Origin of the sequence: Seleniivibrio woodruffii, assembly GCF_029267515.1 — a bacterium.
Taxonomy (GTDB): domain Bacteria; phylum Chrysiogenota; class Deferribacteres; order Deferribacterales; family Geovibrionaceae; genus Seleniivibrio; species Seleniivibrio woodruffii_A.
This window is the reverse complement of the sequence record NZ_JAJUIS010000001.1, coordinates 453,257-472,479: the sequence shown is the minus strand read 5'-3', so window position 1 is coordinate 472,479 and position 19,223 is coordinate 453,257. Positions and strand designations below refer to the sequence as shown.

6 protein-coding genes are annotated in these 19,223 nt (G+C 50.5%); all 6 read left to right on the top strand.

Features of this window, described 5'->3' with window-relative positions; translation table 11 throughout:
* Positions 1 to 556: 556 nt before the first annotated feature.
* The 6 genes from Q7P67_RS02145 to Q7P67_RS02120 all read left to right on the top strand — a co-directional run bounded on the left by Q7P67_RS02145 (position 557) and on the right by Q7P67_RS02120 (position 19,214).
* On the top strand, positions 557 to 11,332 hold the full coding sequence (locus Q7P67_RS02145; RefSeq protein WP_303850238.1) for an Ig-like domain-containing protein: 10,776 nt from the start codon (positions 557 to 559) through the stop codon (positions 11,330 to 11,332).
* A gap of 8 nt (positions 11,333 to 11,340) precedes the next feature.
* The gene (locus tag Q7P67_RS02140; RefSeq protein ID WP_303850237.1) at positions 11,341 to 13,578 is read left to right on the top strand and encodes a TolC family protein; all 2,238 of its coding nucleotides are present in this window, start codon (positions 11,341 to 11,343) and stop codon (positions 13,576 to 13,578) included.
* Between the two features lie 68 nt (positions 13,579 to 13,646).
* Positions 13,647 to 15,767, top strand: coding sequence for a type I secretion system permease/ATPase (locus Q7P67_RS02135; RefSeq protein WP_303850236.1), 2,121 nt, complete (start codon positions 13,647 to 13,649; stop codon positions 15,765 to 15,767).
* A 4-nt stretch (positions 15,768 to 15,771) separates the two neighbouring features.
* Complete coding sequence (locus Q7P67_RS02130) at positions 15,772 to 17,109, top strand: HlyD family type I secretion periplasmic adaptor subunit (RefSeq protein ID WP_303850235.1); 1,338 nt, start codon at positions 15,772 to 15,774, stop codon at positions 17,107 to 17,109.
* A 38-nt stretch (positions 17,110 to 17,147) separates the two neighbouring features.
* On the top strand, positions 17,148 to 17,789 hold the full coding sequence (locus tag Q7P67_RS02125) for an NlpC/P60 family protein (protein ID WP_303850234.1): 642 nt from the start codon (positions 17,148 to 17,150) through the stop codon (positions 17,787 to 17,789).
* Positions 17,790 to 17,900: 111 nt separating this feature from the next.
* Complete coding sequence (locus Q7P67_RS02120) at positions 17,901 to 19,214, top strand: cytochrome ubiquinol oxidase subunit I (protein WP_303850233.1); 1,314 nt, start codon at positions 17,901 to 17,903, stop codon at positions 19,212 to 19,214.
* The last annotated feature ends 9 nt before the right edge of the window (positions 19,215 to 19,223 follow it).

Genomic DNA, 19,223 nt, shown 5'->3' with positions numbered 1-19,223 from the left:
ATAGTTAATGCTCCGGCGTGTAAAGCGGAATAACCGTATCAACGATTCCATTAAACCATATATCCGCACATATCGCATTAATTATTGACAATACGGGGTAATTACAAAACAAGCCAAGTTTTGTCAATAATTTAGATTTTGAATACAAAGTCTTTGTTAACTTTTTAAAATAAAATGTCAATTCTAGTTATATAAAATTTTAAATCCTGATTCTACAATATTAACAATACAATATGCCTCAATATATCTGCCGCAGTGCTTTTCCGATACTTTTTATTATTATTTTATTAAAAATATAATACTATTGATAAATATAGTATATTTTATCTTATTATACTCTTGTATAATAACTTTTCTAAATTGATAGTCATCCTTACTTAAATTACAGGTAAAATTCACTTTGCCTCCATAATCAAATGTTTTATTATAAATAATTGTTAAATTTAGATTATTTTTACACCTACCACTACTGATAGCCGTATTTTTTTGTATACAAGCATTTGTTTTTCTGTTTAAACTCCATAATTATTACTGTTATTGTCAAGGGGTGTAAAACATGAAACAGTTGCAGGCCGTAGTCGGCAAGATAAGCGGCAATTACTATGCCAGCACGCCGGAAGGCGAGGTAAGACTTCTTAAAGAGGGCGATCCTGTTTATGAAGGGGAAGCTGTCTATTCACAGAACGAAGGTTCAGAAGGCAACTTCATCGAGCTTAACCGTGTCAACGGCGAAACAGTTGTTCTCACAGATACTTCATATTATCTGGTTGAAAACAACGTAACCGGAAACGACCAGACGGAAAAACCTCAGACAACGCGTGTGGACACGCAGGACACAGAGGAAACCGTGCGCGGGCGGGCTCGCGACGATGCACCCCGCGGACAGCAGCAGGAGGAGACTGCAATCTCTTCCGAACAGTCATCAGGGGAACAAATTCAGCCAGCCATCATAACCGTAAACTATCAGCCGGAACCATCCGCACCTGCAATCGTGGACGAAACAACCGGAACGGGACAGGAAACTCCACAGTCTCCGGTTTCCGAGGCGGCAAACAATGCTCCCTCTTCCTATGACAGCGTTGTCACAGGAACGGAGGACACTCCCTATGTATTCACACTTTCAGATTTCGGATTTGCCGATATTGACGGCGATCTTTTGCAAACCATACGGATAGATACGCTGCCTGCTGACGGCACACTGCTCATCGGCGGCGTACCCGCTCCCGCAGGAACAACGGTCACACCTGAACAGATATCTTCGGGGCAGCTCACTTTTATGCCGGATACAGATGAAAACGGGCAAAACTATACTACATTCCTTTTCAGCGTGTCGGATGGGAAAGAATACAGCGCACAGCCGGGAAATATGACAGTGCATATCGTGCCTGTGGACGACCCGACGGTATTCACCAACGGCACTATCAACCCTGCCGTTTTCACAGAGAACGGTTCCGCAACTGCAATTGCGGACGGAATAACACTCAAAGACACTGACTCAGGCATAATCAGCACAACTGTAAAGATAGAAGGGCTCACCGCAGGGGATATCCTGCATTGCAACCCGCCTGCGGGCAGCGGGCTTACAGCCTCATACGACGCTGCAACAGGCATATTGACAATTACCGGCACAGCGGCACCGGAGGTTTACAGTTCAGTTCTTTCATCCATCACTTTCAGCACCACATCCGAAGACCCCACAGACAACACTGAAGCCGGAACCAGAACAATCACATGGACAGTTACAAACTCTGAAAACCTAATAACCACATTAAATTCAATAGTAACCGTAATACCCGCAACGGATAATCCTGAACTGACTGTCAGCGGCGACGCAGACTACAAGGCAGGAGGAAGCGATATTACCGCGCTTTCGGAAATCACCATAACCGACGTTGACGATACACATATGAGCGGAGCTGTGGTGCGCATAACGGATGGTTTCACAAACGGGGACTACCTCACCGCAATTACAGCCGGAACGACCATAACAGCCGTATACAACGCTGCCACCGGAACCCTGACGCTTACAGGAACCGACACAACAGAAAATTACCGCACGGTTCTTGCAGGCATCAGCTTCGGTTCGACCAACCCAGCGCCCACAACAGACAGCGCCACGCGTGAGATAACATGGGTGGTGACCGATGCGGACAGCGACCTTGCGGGAGCTGGCACAAGTCAGACAGGCACAAGCACAATAACAATAGACGGAGTCCCGCTGGCAAATCAGGCGGACGATAAAGAGATAGCCGAAAGCGAGACGGCAACAGGAAACCTCTTCACAGACGGTTCCGACTATGCCGACGGAAAGGATTTTGTTCCGGAAAACGGTACTCCCCAAGTCTATGAGGTGCGCTATTACGACACCACAGGTCAGCAGCAGACAATCGGGCTTACGGATACCGTAACGGTTATCGAAACGCTTTACGGCGAACTGACCATAAACAAAGAAACGGGGGAATATTCCTTTAAAGCGGACGACGTACTCAACCACCCGTCGGGCAACACCCTTACGGAAACTTTCAGCTACAGCATAAAAGATATGTCCGACGGCGATATTTCAAACTTCGCCGACCAGAATATAGTCATTTACGACGGAGACGACCCCGCCATAAGCCCAGAGAACTCCGCAGTAAGCGAGATGAACCTGCCCGGCGGTATAACACCAGATCCGTCGGCTCTGATTAAAACCGGAACTCTCGGCGTTGAAGGCGGAAGCGACGATTTCTCCGTGCGTTTCGGCGACAATATCGTAACACAGCTCACGAACATGGGGCTTACATCAGGCGGTCACGACGTTACATACGAACTCTCCGCGGACGGACTTACAGTCACGGCAACGGCAGACGGCACAGAGGTCTTCACAATAACCATCACAAACCCGACGACTGAATCCGCGGGCTACACGTTCGAGTTGAAACAGCCGCTGGACAGCAGCGAGGACGTGATATATACCTTCCCCGTCACAGTCACAGACTCCGACGGCGACAGCGTTGACGGCTCTTTTACAGTGACGGTGAGCGACGAGGCTCCCATCGCCAATCAGGCGGCGGACAAGGATATCACCGAAAAATATTATGACGGCGCAGACGTTAGCGTTACAGGCAACCTGCTCACAGACGGGGCTGACTATGCCGATGGTCAGGACTATGTTCCTGCAGGCGGCACAGCGCAGATAAATCAGATAAAATATTACGACGAAAACGGCGTTCAGCAGACTTTTACGCTGACAGAAACAACAACCGTACTGAACACAAAATACGGCGAGCTGACCATCAACCGCGAAACGGGAGATTACAGCTATACCACTGACACTCCCGCAGACCACACAGGTTCCGACGCTGTAACGGAAACGTTCAGCTATAACATCAAAGACATCACCGACGGTCAGGTTTCAAACTTCGCAGATCAGGACATTATCATCCGCGACGGCAACGACCCGGTCTTCGTTTCCGCAACAGACGTCACAGTTGAGGAGACCGATTTCACAGGCGGGCTTGCCGGAGAAACCAATGCGGAGCTTACCGAAACAGGACTGATAAACGTGACAGGCGGAAGCGACACTTTCGACGTCACAATTAACGATAGTATCGTGAGCCAGCTTGAGGCGCTCAACATCACCGCCGGCGGACAGACTGTAACATACGCTCTGTCTTCGGACGGACACACTCTGACTGCGACCGCCGACGGTACGGAAGTTTTCGTGCTGACGCTCACCGGAACGGATACGGACACAGCGGGCTACAGCTTTACACTGAAAACACCCATAGACCGCGCGGACGACCTTACGTTCACTGTGCCGCTTGACATCACCGATGCTGACGGCGACACTGCGGCGGGTTCTTTTGACATCACCATAGTTGACGACGAACCAGTGGCGTATACATCCGCCGACGTGAACGTAACTGAGCGGTCATACGACGGAACGGCAAACACTGTGGACGGCAATCTATTCACCGACGGCAGCGACTTTGTGCCGAACGGCGGCACTGGACAGATATATCAGGTGAAATACTACGATGCGGCGGGGGATTTGCAGACAGTAACCCTCACCCAGACGGAAACCACACTTGATACAGAATACGGCAGCCTGACAATCAACCGCGACACAGGCGCATATACCTTCACAGCCGACCAGACAATCGACCACCCTGTCGGCAACGAAGTTACTGAAACGTTTGAATATAACTTCAAAGATACGTCAGACGGCGACGTTTCAAACTTCGCCACCCAGAACGTAATAATAACAGATGGTGCGAATCCGACGATAGGGACACCAGAATCGTCAACAGTTTACGAAGCATCTCTGTCAGGCGGCTCTGACCCCGATGCGACGGCACTCACGCAGACGGGAAGCCTCAACGTTGCAGGCGGAAGCGACACGTTCGATACCGTCTTCACTCAGGGCACTTTGGACTATATGAACGGTCTCGGACTGACAACGCCCGACGGCACCTCCATAACCTACAGCATCAGCAACAACGGTCACACTCTGACTGCATCGGCAGGAGGAAGCACCGTTTTCACCTCTGAAATAACAGATCCGGCGGAGGACACCGCCGGATACAGCTTCAGCCTCAGCGGATCCATCAAAGATTCAGGCGACGTCACTCTCGCGATCCCGTTCACAGTGACCGACCACGACGGCGACAGCGTATCATCATCGTTCGGAGTGACCATCGTTGACGATGAACCTGCTGCATATCAGGCGGCCGACAAAGAACTTTTTGAGAAATCATACGACGGTTCCACAAACACCGTAACAGGCAACCTGCTCACAGACGGCGCGGACAGCAGCGAAGGAAAGGACTTCCTGCCTGTGGGCGGCACAGGACAGATATATCAGGTAACGTATTACAATGCAGCAGGTGTGCTGACAACTGTAACGCTGTCAACCCTCAACACGACACTTGATACCCGATATGGAAGTCTGAGCATTAACCGCAACACAGGCGCATATACCTTCACAGCCGACCAGACAATAGATCACCCTGTCGGCAACAGCGTAACGGAAACTTTCAGCTACAGCATAAAGGACACATCCGACGGCGATATTTCAAACTTCGCAACCCAGAATATCATAGTTAAGGATGGCACAGATCCCGACATAGAATCAGGAGCATCCGCCGAACTTTATGAAGAGAATCTGGAAAACGGCTCCGACCCCGACGCGGCGGCGCTGACCAAGACAGGCAGCCTTAACGTTACGGGCGGAAGCGACACGTTCGATACGAAATTCACCGAAACCACAAAAGCGTATGTAGCAGGTCTGAACCTCAGCTCCAACAATTCGGACATAACAGCGGATACGATAACCATATCCGCAGACGGGCACACCATGACCGTTAAGAACGAGGCGGGAGAAACCGTTTTCACAGTGAGCATCACCAACCCGACAGCGGACAACGCCGGATACACATTCGTTCTCAGCGATAACTTTGACAAAGGTTCGGATGTTATCCTTGAACTGCCCTACACGGTCACAGACCATGACGGCGACAAAGACGACGGCACGCTCACCGTTACGGTGCATGATGACGCGTCGCCCGAAACCATGAACATATCGCTGGACGAGGACGATTCCATCACGTTCACAACAAACGCGGACGTTAAACAGGGTTCAACGGACATAACTCAGGGCGGGCACGGGACAGCCGTAATAGACGCTGACGGAAAGATAACCTATACCCCCGATGCAAATTTCAGCGGCACCGACAGTTTCACCTATACAACAACCACAGACAGTGGCGTTGAGAAAACCACAACCGTTTATGTCACTGTCAACCCCGTATCAGATGCTCCTACATGGACAGGCACGACATCCTACAACACACCTGAGGATACGAACGTCACCCTCACCGGACTCACAATCCCCGTAATATCTGACAACACTGACCAGAGCACAGGTGCGGGCGACCACGGGGAAAGGCTGGGCTATATAACGCTCACAGGCATAGACAGCGGAGTGCTCATAAAGAACGGCAGCGACACGATATTCACTGCAACAGGCTCAAATACCCTTACGGTGGTGATTGTTGACGGCAGCGGCAACCTTGACACAAACTATCACTACACAGACCTCGACGAAAACGCGGCGGGAGTCATAAAGCTCACCGCGGCAGAGTATCAGGCGCTAACCTTCGTTCCGCCTTCAAACAGCGGCACGGACGTTACCTTCACTGTTCACGCCACCAGTTATGAAACCGATGACGACGGCAACAGGCTTGCAGGTGTTGCAGGTGCGGAAAGCACCAGCAACGTTCGCGTGGATGTCTACGCCGTGACAGATCCGGTTGATATAGCGCTTGCGGGCGGTGCAACAACGACTGTTGACGAGGACAGTTGGGTAAGGATAGACAACCTTTTCACCCAGACCAAAAACGACACGAACTCGGAAACCTATACAATAACCATCTCAAATCTTCCTGCGGGATGGACATATAAGATAGGCGCTTCCGGCACGGAAACCTCCATCACCGGAGGAACCTTCACTGTGGCTGCCAACTCGCAGATATATCTTAAACCGCCCCACAACGATTCAACGGACGTTACAGGACTGCGGGCGACGCTCACCGCTCTGGACAGCGACAGCGACCACAAAACCGCCATAACTCCTACATCGGACTACGTTGACTTCGGCATCACCGTAAATCCCGTTTCCGATAAACCCACAATAAGCGGTTCAGGCAGCGGACAAGAAGACACGAAAATAGCCTTCACCATAACCGCCGCCATAACCGATACCAGCACTGCAACGGGTGACGACAACTCGTCCGAAACACTTAAAACCGTTACGATATCGAATATTCCGCTCGGCGCGAAACTTTACAGTGCTGACGGACTCACACAGCTTACCGATGGTACTGTAACAAGCTACGTCGTCCCCGGCGACGTTGACGCTACGACCTATTCCGGTTCGTTCAGAATACTGCCGCCGCAGGATTCAAACACCGATATTAACCTCACAGTCACCGTTACTGAGACTGAAAGCGATTCAGGCGCAACACTTGCGACAAACTCCGCAACGGTGAAGATAGACGTTATCGGAGTTGTGGACACCATCGAAGGCGACGCGGATTACGACGATTCCGGCAGACTGTACGTTGAGATTGACAATACGCTCACCACAGGCGCAACGACCACACTTTCAACAAACGAGGATACGAAAGTTGACCTCGGCATTAACCTTAACAGCTATGAAAACGAGACCAACGGAACAACAGACAGTTCCGAGAAGATAACCGTTATCATTCAGAACAGCGACACCGGTAACGGCAGCGGGTTCACCGTTGTTGACGTAAGCGGCAACAAGATCGGAACGCTCACAGCAACCGGATGGCAGCTTACAAAAGAACAGGCTGAATCGGCACATATAATGCCCGAACTGAACTACAGCGGAACGCTCAACCTGAACGTTATCACAACCATTAAGGATATGAATGCTTCCGGCGGCACAGACGACACCAACATCCAGACGGATGCTGTTCAGATAACCGTCAATCCTGTCACGGACGCGCCTGACATTGCAGTCCGCGAGGTATTCACAAAAGAGGATCAGACCGTTGAACTGGATTTCCGCCCCGTCATAACCGACACTTCGGAAACACCTCTGTCCGTCACCATTGCGGACATCCCCGCAGGTGCCGTGCTGAAACTGGCTGACGGAACTTCACTTGACGTAAGCTCAGGTTCGATAGTCCTTAATATAGGAACAGTCAGGAACCTCGGCACAAATACGCTTACCATGGAAGACCTCTCCACGCTCCGGTTTACACCGCCCGCCGAATCAAACGGCGACATAATACTGAAGGTCACTCCCGAAATTCAGGATGAAAGCGGAGCGGCATCCGAAAGCGACGTTATAGACGTAACAGTCCACGTTCAGGGTGTTGCGGATATGCCCGAAGTTACATTCACAGACGCACCCAACAGCGATCCCTACGTTGACGGTTCACCCGTTTCCGACGGCGACACATATACATCAGGCGATGTAAGCATCAGAGGTCTTGAGCTGACAGGTTCCGGTTTCAACGGAATATCTCTGGGCATGGTCGGTGCCAGCGGCGAAACAGGCTCTGACGGCTCCGAAACCATCTCCTACCTCATAGACAACGTTCCGTCAGACGTGAAACTCGTAGCGGCGGACGGGACCACAATAGTTGGAACATACATGGGCGCGGGAACGGACGGCGGCAGTAAATGGTCGCTCACTCAGGCGGAAGTTGCGGGGCTTATGTTCAAAACACCGACAAACTTCTCAGGTATCATATCCGGTATAACCCTTTACACCATAGCAACAGAGAACGACGGCGATTCTATTAAAACAGAGATGCCCATCACGCTGGAAGTGCAGTCGGTGATAACCACTACAAACAGTATAATCGGCACCGCATCCGGTGTTGAAGACGAAAACATTTCACTCGGCTTCGGCGGAACGGCGGAAAGCAGCGAGATTATCACTGAAATACGCATCCCCGTTGCCAGCATAGACGCACTCGGAGTGACCCTGTACCACAACGGTGTGGAGGTCACAAACATAGCGGGCGGCTATTACATTATCACTGACGATTTCGACAAAATAACCATATCAAACCCGCAGGCGCAGTATTCAGGCAGCGGCGATTACACAATAACAGGTGTTGAGGTGGACATCAAAGACCTCACGGATACCGACACGGCGTCGCTTGTTACTGAAACCACAGTAATAAACGACATGCCCATCGTCATTTCGCCTGTTGCGGACGTACCTGATATATCAATAGCCGACGACACCCTTGACGGCGCTTGCAGCAGCGGAGTTATCCCCCTCGGTCTCAGCGCAACATACGCCGACAGCGACGGTTCGGAAACCCACTATTTCATAATCAAAGGGGTACCGGACGGATGTCTGCTCACCAACGCAAGCTACAACGGCGACGGCACATGGTATGTTGACAAAGCTGACCTTTCATCCGTCGGGATCGACGTTTACCCCGGCGCTGTCGCAGGAGACTACACGCTTACAGTGGAAGGCTACTCCATAGACGGCGAAAGCACTGACAGAGGCAGCGAAACCATAGACTTCACAATCACGGACGGTTCCTGTACCGGAGGACCCTCCGACGACCACACGGTATTCCCGCCGTTTCTGACAGTCGTCCCCCAAACGGTCAGCGAAGATTCCGCATCTGTTCTTCTTGGCAGCTTCGTGACACAGGCGGAACTGGATGATGCTTCCGACCCCACAGGAACGGAGACGCTCAGCTTCGTAATAAAAGACGTGCCCGAAGGCATGACCATATCTTCGCTGGACGAAACCAAGGTTCGTCTGGTGGACTACATCGATGAAGAGGGCGAACCAGCCATCAGGGTGTTCATGGTGGGCGGAACCTCCGTCACTGAAGCGCTGGACAATGTTCAGATTACAATCCCTGCGGATTTCAGCGGCGATACGAAATTCACCCTTATTGCAGCAGCGACTGAAACAGGCGACGGCTACCCCGAATCGGCATTCACCGAGCGGGAGATAACAGTCCACGTCAATCCGGTTGCGGACGCTCTTACAGCATCCGCAGGCGTTTCATCAGTCGTTGAGGATGCTGTTACACAGCTTAAACTGAGCCTCGGCACAGCAGACAGCAGCACTGACGTTAACGATGGCGGTCTGGAAACCGTCAGCAACGTAAGCCTTACCATAACAAACGGCTATTTCACAAAATCAGACGGAACGCATCTTTCAGACACCATAGCGGTGACTGTGGAAGCCGACGGAACCGTGAAATACGGCACTGAAACAGTATATATAGTGTCCAAAGAACAGGATTCCGGCACTATATCAATAGCAGTTGAAGCGGATGTAACCGACACCGGCGTGGTTGATTCCGTCACTCAGACCGACACGGCTATAGACCGGACGGCTACAGTAACCATAGACGTTACGCCTCAGCCCGACCCCGCAGGTGCACCCGACGGAACAACCGTTCCCGCGGAACTGAGCGTCGAAAATGCAGTAACGAATGAGGACACAAAGGTGCTTCTGGATATCACAGCGGTGTTCAGAGACACGGACGGTTCAGAGATACACTCACTCAAACTCACGGGAATACCCCTTGGCGCGCTCATTGTTAACGCGGCTGGTGAGCTTGTGGGGCAGAACAACGGCGACGGCACATGGAAAGGCTCCGAAGCGGACGTTGCGGCGGGCATATATTTCGTGCCGCCTGCAAACTGGAGCGGAACGCAAACCCTCGGTCTGACGGTTTACGCCATTGAGCAGGAGACATTTGAAACCGCCACAAACTCCACTGCGTTCACAGTGACGGTCAACCCCATAGCCGACGGCGTGGTGGCTACGCTGCATCAGGCGTCAGGCGATCAGGGCGATTTCATCCGCCCGGCAGGAGACACAGGATTTTTTGAAGGCGCGCTGATAGAGACTGAAGTGTTCAAGCAGTCTCCATATTACGCCGACGCGCAGCCGGATGATTCCAGATTGGACGAGCTTTACACAGTATCGTTCAGCGGAGTGGACAGCGGCATGGCGTTCTATTACGAAGACGGAAACGGGTATCACCTGCTTAAAGACGAAAATTCTGCGGACGACGTTTACACCGTCAGCAAACTTACGCAGGAACAGCTCGATTCACTCAGCTTCGTTTCCAAAGACACGTCAGGCACCATAGGGCTTGACATAAGCATCGCCTCTCAGGAGGTTGACGCAGACGGAAACGTTGTAAGTACATCCGCGGCATCGACAGGAACTCTGGTGGTAACAGTGAACGAAGCCGCCGATACGCACCACATTGACACGCTCAGCGGAAACACATTCACATTCGACACGGCAATTGCCCACGCAACGTCCACTGACGACGCAGCGGGGCTGAACGTTTCAGGCTCCACCCTGACCGTTACACCGTCCGGCACGGAAGCCTTCGACGTGACGGTTTCCGACAGCGCGGACACCCACCTTGCAACCATCCACTACGGAACATCCGGTGCGGATACGTTCAGCTATAACAGCAGCGACGTTTTTATGGGGCTTGGCGGGAACGACACCATTAAACTTTCCGACAGCATAGATCTGGATTCTGCAAAATCGCAGATGTCTTCCATAGAGAAGATTGACATGGCTAACGGAAGCGCAAACAGCATCGATAGCCTTTCTGTGGAGAATGTTAAAGATATTCTCGGAGATTCCACAACGCTCACAATCGAGGGGGATTCAAGCGACAGCGTTTCCCTTGACGGCGACTGGGGAACGGCGACCACAGATGGCAGTTATAACGTTTACACCGCAGGTTTAGACGGCGTTGATTATACGATAAAAATTCATAATGACGTTAACGTAGGATAGGAGGAGTGATGAAAAGGGTTATTGCAGGCATAGTGGGGCTGCTCTGTGCCACAGCACACGGAATGACATTACAGGAAATGGCGAACGAGGTTGTTAAAACCAACCCCGCTGCGCAGGAACAGGTGAAGAGCTACAACTCGCTGTATCAGGAATACAGAAAGGCGAAGGGAGGATATCTCCCCCGTCTGGATATCTACGGCGGGATAGGTCACGAATGGGTGAACAACTCAAACACCAACTGGGAGGACTGGGACACGGATTTCTACTCAGGCAAAGTTGTACTGAGACAGGATCTCTTCAAAGGTTTCGGCGTGCAGAACGAGGTGAAGAAACAGCTCTCGAAGATACGCTCAACCCAGTATCTGTATTACAACGAGGTAAACACCCTCTGTTTCGAATCGGCGCAGCAGTATACGAACGCGCTTAAAACAATGACCATACTGGACATCTCCAACAGGAACATAAAACAGCAGGAGGAGTACCAGAAGCTCATAAAAGAAAGAGTCGATTCCGGTATTGACAACGGTTACGACCTTGAAAGAGCCAACGCAAAGCTGGCTACACTGCAAACGGACAACCTTGTCAAACTTAACGATTACAAGGAAGCTGTTATACGCACCCAGAAACTTCTGGGCAGGTTCCTCGACGGGCTGGACATGACCCGACCGGAACTTGACAGCGCACTTCTGCCATATTCCCTTCAGGAGAGCGTTGAGATACTAAACAAGAACAACCCGATGCTCGTTTCGTCCATATACGACATCGAATACTACAAAAACAGCCAAAAAGAGAGTAAAAAAGACTACTGGCCTGAAATATATGCGGAGCTGAGCCACGACCTTTCAAACGATATGGGCGGCACGGACGGGCTTGAAAGGGAGACGAAGGCTTCCATAAACCTTCACTATAACCTGTTCAACGGAACAAAGGACTACAGAGAGGTGCAGAAGAACATAAGCCTTGTCCACAAAGCTGTTGAAACAAGAAACCGCGTGGCAAGAGACCTTAACAACGACCTGCAGCTCACGTGGTCTGCCCACAGACTTCTTGCGCAGCAGCTCACCCTTCTGCAAAAGAACAGAAACGCACTGGTCAAAGTTCAGAAAGCCTATAAATCAGAATTTAAGATAGGCAAAAGAAAGGTAATCGACATAATGGATCTCGAAAACGAGATATACAACATTGACGTGAAGATAGCCGCCACGAACTACGAACTGCTTCTGTTCAAATATAAACTGCTTTACACCACAGGGAATCTGCCTGAGGTAATGGGCGTTAAACTCGCCATAACAGAGAAAGAGGGCGACAAGCTCACAGTTATAAAAGACACCCTGCCCGTAAGCGACGACAAGGATACGGACAAGGTTGGCGACGCAAAAGACTTCTGCCAAAACTCACAGGGAGACACCGAGATAAGCGGATGCGACGCTAAATCCACAGCAGGGTTCCTTAACGACAGGTTCGAAGAGCCGAAAGCGGTCATAAAGTCCAATTTGATAAGAAATACGGGCGAGCTTAAACAGAATAAAATGACCAAAAACACTCTTACAACCATAGCTCTCACGTTCTTTAAAAACAAAGAGAACGAGTTCACACCCGAATCCGTTGAACTTATGCGCGAGATAGTTACCCAGCTTAAAGAGGCATCCGCCGACAACAACATAGACATCTTTGTCTATTCAAAGGACAACGGAAACGGAAACGAGGACTATATCCTCTCTTCAAAACGAGCATACAACATGTTCCGTGTGATGCTGAAAAACAACATCGTTATGTCCAGCCTCACGGCATATGGCAAAGCATATCCTTCCGGCACAACCGACATGCCGGAAAACTATATCCAGATAGCTGTTACAGACCAGAACAACGCGCAGGAGGACGTTTACGAACTGTTCTCAACATCCGCACTCTCCTTTAAAGGAGCAAAACCGGAAAAAGCAGACGACACGGGCAGATTGGACGAAGTTGCTCTGGACACCATGAAACACTTTGCAGCAATGGCAAGAACTCAGGCGGCAAACGTTAAGGTTGACGTCATAAATTTCAGCTATGACAAAAAGAACGCAGCCGCAAATAAAAGCGTAAGTGACGCACGCGCTGCACTGGCTGCGAAAGAGCTTGAAAAAATGGGAATGGATAACGTTATCATCACAAGTTTCGGCATCGACCACGAGTTGAATGAGGACGATATCACGGCGGACAGGAACACGCCCAAGAACAGAACTTATATCATTATGCACAAATAATAATTTTAAAAGACTCGGGGTGCTCTCTGCAATGGGTGCCCCGTGTTTTATATGCGGGCTGAAACAAGATGGAAACAAAAGTATCTGCTATCGACAACGGGTCGTTCTTCAACGCCCTGCACCTATTTATCTGCCTCTATGAAAGGCAGATAAACCCCGCCGTGCTCATTTCCGACATCCCCATGGAAGAGGGAAAGACCATCCCAGACATGCTGGGAATAACCGGAAAGAGATTCACAGCACAGCTCATTGCTGAAAAATTCGGAATGAAATCACAGTTCATCAGAAAAAATATCGCGGATATCCATCCCGACGCCGCTCCCTTCATCTTTTTTATGAAAGACGGAACGGCTGCAGTTGCGGACTCATTTGATAAAGAGAACGGTACCGTCAGAATAATCACAAAGGACGGCGAAACGGTCTGTAAACCGGAAGAGGCAAATTCCGCAGATGCCGCATTTCTTCTTAAACGGGAAACGGTTTTCAACGATTCACGGATAACTGAAAAGAAGAGCGCGTGGTTCTTCGAAGCTGTGAAAATGTCCGACGGAATCTATGCAAACGTTCTGCTTGCATCGCTGTTCATAAACATCTTTGCGGTGGTCACGCCGCTTTTCACCATGAACGTTTACGACAGAATAGTGCCCAACAACGCTGTGGAATCGCTCTGGGCGCTCTCAATCGGTGTTGTTATAGTCTTCGTATTCGATTCGATCCTGAAATACCTGCGCCACCACTTCCTTGAAGTTTCAGCGAAAAAGACCGAGATGATGCTGTCCAGCAGGCTGTTCGGAAAGGTCATGGACTACAGACTTTCAGACAGACCCAAGGTCATAGGTTCTTTCGCATCGAACATAAAAGATTTTGACATGATACGGAACTTCCTCTCCTCCTCCACTCTGGCGGTGTTTGTGGATTTCCCGTTCATGGTTATATTCTTCGCGGTAATAGCCTACATAGGCGGCACTCTGCTGTTTTTCATACCGCTCATCATCTGCATCCTGATACTCGCATACGCCTTCATAATCCGCAAACCTCTGCAAACTCTCATTCAGGACAGCTATACCATATCCGCCCGAAAGAACGGACTGCTCATAGAATCGCTCAAGTGCCTTGAGACGATAAAGTCTTTCAACTATCACAAGTTCCGCCTCTGGGAATGGGACAGCATCGTGGCGAAAGCCGCCAGCCAGTCAAAAGCCGTTAAGGGCTATTCCTATACCATGAACACCTTTTTCGGTGCCATGGTGTCCTTCAACACGGTCTGCGTTATAATCGCCGGCACCTACCTGATAGGCAACAACGAACTCACCACGGGCGGGCTTATCGCCGTTGTAATGCTCTCATCCCGCGCTCTCTCCCCCGTCGGGCAGGCGATATCCCTTATCACCACCTACGATCAGGCTAAAGTGGCGTATAAAGGCATAGACGACATCATGCAGAAGAACACCGAATCGGAGAACAGGAAAGACCTTGTGGCACCTACGGATTTCAAAGGCGCAGTGGAGTTTCGCAACGTTACGTTCAAATATTTCGAAGAGGGCGTAAGCGTCCTGAAAAACGTAAGTTTCTCCATTAAGTCCGGCGAAAAAGTTGCTATTCTGGGCAAAATGGGCTCAGGCAAGACCACCGTAATGAAACTGCTCATGGGTTTCTATAAACCCGCCGACGGCGAGGTCACGATGGACGGCATCTCCGTAAGCCAGATAAACCCTGCGTCCCTCCGCTCGGCAATGGCATACGTTCCACAGAAAATAGAGATTTTCAGAGGGACACTGCGTCAGAACATCACCATACGAAAAACCGACGCGGACGACGATTCCGTTCTTAGGGCTGTGGAAACGGCAAGCCTTCAGAATATGGTAAACAGGCACTCCAAAGGACTTGCAGGGGAGATAGAAGAGGACGGAAACAACCTTTCCGGCGGGCAGAAACAGGCGGTGGGCATCGCCCGCGCATTTGCCGCGCCATTCCGCATAGCCCTGCTGGATGAACCAACCGACGGTATCGACCACAACGCGGAGAGCCGCATCATAGATAACCTCAAAACCGCGCTGAAAGATTCCACAGTGGTGCTGATAACCCACAAAAACAACCTGCTGGCTCTGGTTGACAGAGTTATCGTTCTCGACGAAGGGCAGATAATCTTTGACGGTCCCAAAGAAAAAATGTTTAAGAACAACGGATAGCAACATGTTTTTTAAGAAAGACAGAAACAGGGAGGAACTGGACTTCCTCCCCATAGAAACTGCGTCCTCAGTTGAGGGCACTTCATACAAATCAAGAATGATACTCTTTGCCATAGCGCTTTTCTCCTTCTGCGCGATAGTCTGGGCGTCCTTCGCCGAGGTGCAGGAGGTGGTGCGCGGATTCGGTAAGATAATTCCCTCACGTCACGTTCAGGTCATCCAGAGTCTCGAAGGCGGGATAGTCGCCGAAATCCCTGTCAAGGCGGGGGACATAGTGGACGCGGGACAGCTTCTGATACGCATCGACAACAAACGGTTCGTCAGCAGCCTAGGCGAGAACACCGTCAGCCTCGGCAGGATGAAGGCAAAGGCGGTCAGGCTTTATGCCGAAAGCTACGGTGCGAATTTTGACGAGGCGCTCAGAAAGCTGAACTTCAAAGATATCCCCTCCGACGCATTGCAGGAGGAGCGCAGTCTGTTCGGAAAGAACGCCGCATATACATCGAACGACGCAAGCATCATCCGCGAGCAGATAAATCAGGTGCACATCCGCAACAAAGAGCTTCAGGAGCGTATAGCGAACCTCAACTCCGCTCTGACACTTACAAAAAAAGAGATAGCAATGACCGAACCGCTCATATACAGCGGCGCGGCATCACAGGTTGACCTCTTGAAACTGAAAAAAGAGGCGAACAGCACCCAGTCCGAAATAGATTCCGCACGCACCCGTATTCAGGAGAACAACGCGAACATAGCCGAATATTCCCGCAAGCTCGCCGAGGTCTCCATGAACAGCAGAAGCACCGCCCAGAAGGACTTCAACGATATAATGACCGAGATAGGCAAAACGCGTGAAACCATAACAGGCGTTAAGGATCAGGTGGACAGAAGCAAAATCACCTCACCTGTCAGGGGTGTTGTGAAACAGATATTCACGAACACCATCGGCGGCGTTATTACCCCCGGAATGGACATCATGGAAGTTGTACCCCTTGAGGACAAGCTGGTTGTGGAGGCGAAGATAAAGCCTTCGGACATAGCCTTCATCAAAGAGGGGGACAGAGCGCTGATAAAGCTCACAGCGTATGACTACAGCATATACGGCGGACTGCACGCCACCGTAACACACATCAGCCCCGATACCACCGTTCAGGAAAAAGAGGTGTTTTACAGCGTTCAGCTTACCACCGATAAAAACTCCATAGAGAAGAACGGCAAGACCCACAGGATAATCCCCGGAATGGTGGTTCAGACGGACATCATCACCGGCAAAAAGACCGTTATGCAGTATATACTTAAACCAATCATCAAAACTAAACAGTCGGCTCTCACCGAGAGATAGTTTTGATTTTGACGGTACTGCGTGCTATATTACCTGATATGAAAATGAAATATGCTCTGCTGATACTCTTCGTGCTGATAACTGCCTCCGGATGCTTTTCGGGAAAACAGACCGTGCTGGTACCCACTCCCGACAACGGATTCACCATCGCACCTGAACAGAAGAAGTTCATAGACTACTACCTGCGCGAGCTGGACAGCAGCGAAAAGACCGCTTTGATAGAAACCGTGAAAACCGCAGCCGGAACAAAATACGTCTGGGGCGGGAACGAACCGGAGGGCGGCATAGACTGTTCCGGTCTCCTCGTCTGGGCATATTCAAGACTCGGCTACACAGGTTTCCGCAACGACGAAGACGTTGTTGACGACATAACGTCAAACGACATGTACGTCTATGACACGGCGGCTCCCTCACCAATCACAGATATGAAACAGTTTCTGGACTATGAAACAGGAGATTTCCTCTTTCTGGACGTAAACCACGACGGCAGGATAGACCACGTTGCTGTTTTCATGCACTACGACACTGAAACGGAGACAGTCTGGGTGTGGGACGCATCCACAAACACCCGGATGGTTGCATACCGCCCCGTTACAGGTATCCTCAGCAAAAAGCCATACATGGGCAGACCCATGGTGCTTGAACCCAAACAATCTCCTCTCGCTTCAACATCCGAATAGCACCTCCGTGTAAAAAGACAAAAAAACTCATAATTAAACTGTTGTTAATGAATTTAATCGGGTGTAATATTGGCATAAGCCCAAATCAACTTGACAACAGGAGGCAGTCTGATGGACGCAATAGCATTGTCCAGACTCCAGTTCGCGCTTACAGCCGGTTTCCACTGGCTTTTCGTGCCGCTGACACTGGGTCTGATAATTCTGGTCGCCTTTATGGAGACCATGTATGTCCGCACAGGAGACAGAGTTTATCTGAACATGACCAAGTTCTGGGGAAAACTATTCCTGATAAACTTTGCCGTCGGTGTCGTTACGGGCATTACACTTGAATTTCAGTTCGGAATGAACTGGGCGGAATATTCAAAATACGTCGGAGATATCTTCGGAGCACCGCTCGCAATTGAGGCGACTGTGGCGTTCTTCCTAGAATCAACGTTCCTCGGCATATGGATATTCGGCTGGAAAAAGATAAGCAAAAAAGCACACCTGTTCGCAGTGTGGATGGTGGCGCTTGGTTCAAACCTATCCGCACTCTGGATTCTCATTGCAAACGCATGGATGCAGCATCCGGTGGGCTACATTCTCAAAGACGGCAGAGCGGAAATGGTGGATTTCGGAGCACTTATTTTCAGTTCCCACGCATGGGCAAAATTCTTCCACGCCGTATCTTCCGGCTGGGTTGTGGCTTCATTCTTCGTTATGGGCGTTTCAGCCTATCACCTTCTTAAAAAGAACGAGACTGAATTTTTCAAAAAATCACTTAAATTCGGCGCGGTATTCGGTCTGGCGGCATCTCTGTTTCTCGCACTGATAGGCGACACGAGCGGTGTTCAGGTTGCAAAGACCCAGCCTTCGAAATTCGCCGCAATGGAATCGCTCTGGGAAACCCAGTCCGGCGCTCCTGAATACATTCTCGCCATACCCGACAGCAAAAACGAGCGCAACACCATAGAGATTCTCCCGATACCTAAACTGGCGAGCTTCCTTGCCTTCCACGACTGGAATGCGGAAGTTAAGGGACTTAAAGAGTTCGCACCCGATATGCGCCCGCCCGTGGGTCTGACATTCTTCAGTTTCAGGGCGATGGTGGGGCTTGGCACCTACTTCATTCTGGTGACTGCGCTTGCTCTGTTCTTCATCCGCAAGGGCAATATACAGGACAAGTCATGGTTTCTTAAAGTCCTGCTGTTCTCCATACCGCTGCCATACATAGCCGGAGAACTCGGCTGGATAGTGGCAGAGGTGGGCAGACAGCCGTGGATTGTCTACGGGCTGATGAAAACCGCGGACGCGGTGTCCAAAAACCTGTCGTCGGCGCACGTTGTGCTTTCGCTGGTGGGTTTTGTGGCGTTTTACGGCTTGCTGGGCATCATAGACTTTATGCTGCTCATTAAATATTCCAAAAAAGGACCTGAAAAGGCATAAGGAGGCGCA

Coding starts and splice junctions, on each gene's coding strand:
- Q7P67_RS02135 (WP_303850236.1), top strand. CDS start 13,647: ATGGAAACAAAAGTATCTGCTATCGACAACGGGTCGTTCTTCAACGCC.
- Q7P67_RS02125 (WP_303850234.1), top strand. CDS start 17,148: ATGAAAATGAAATATGCTCTGCTGATACTCTTCGTGCTGATAACTGCC.
- Q7P67_RS02145 (WP_303850238.1), top strand. CDS start 557: ATGAAACAGTTGCAGGCCGTAGTCGGCAAGATAAGCGGCAATTACTAT.
- Q7P67_RS02130 (WP_303850235.1), top strand. CDS start 15,772: ATGTTTTTTAAGAAAGACAGAAACAGGGAGGAACTGGACTTCCTCCCC.
- Q7P67_RS02120 (WP_303850233.1), top strand. CDS start 17,901: ATGGACGCAATAGCATTGTCCAGACTCCAGTTCGCGCTTACAGCCGGT.
- Q7P67_RS02140 (WP_303850237.1), top strand. CDS start 11,341: ATGAAAAGGGTTATTGCAGGCATAGTGGGGCTGCTCTGTGCCACAGCA.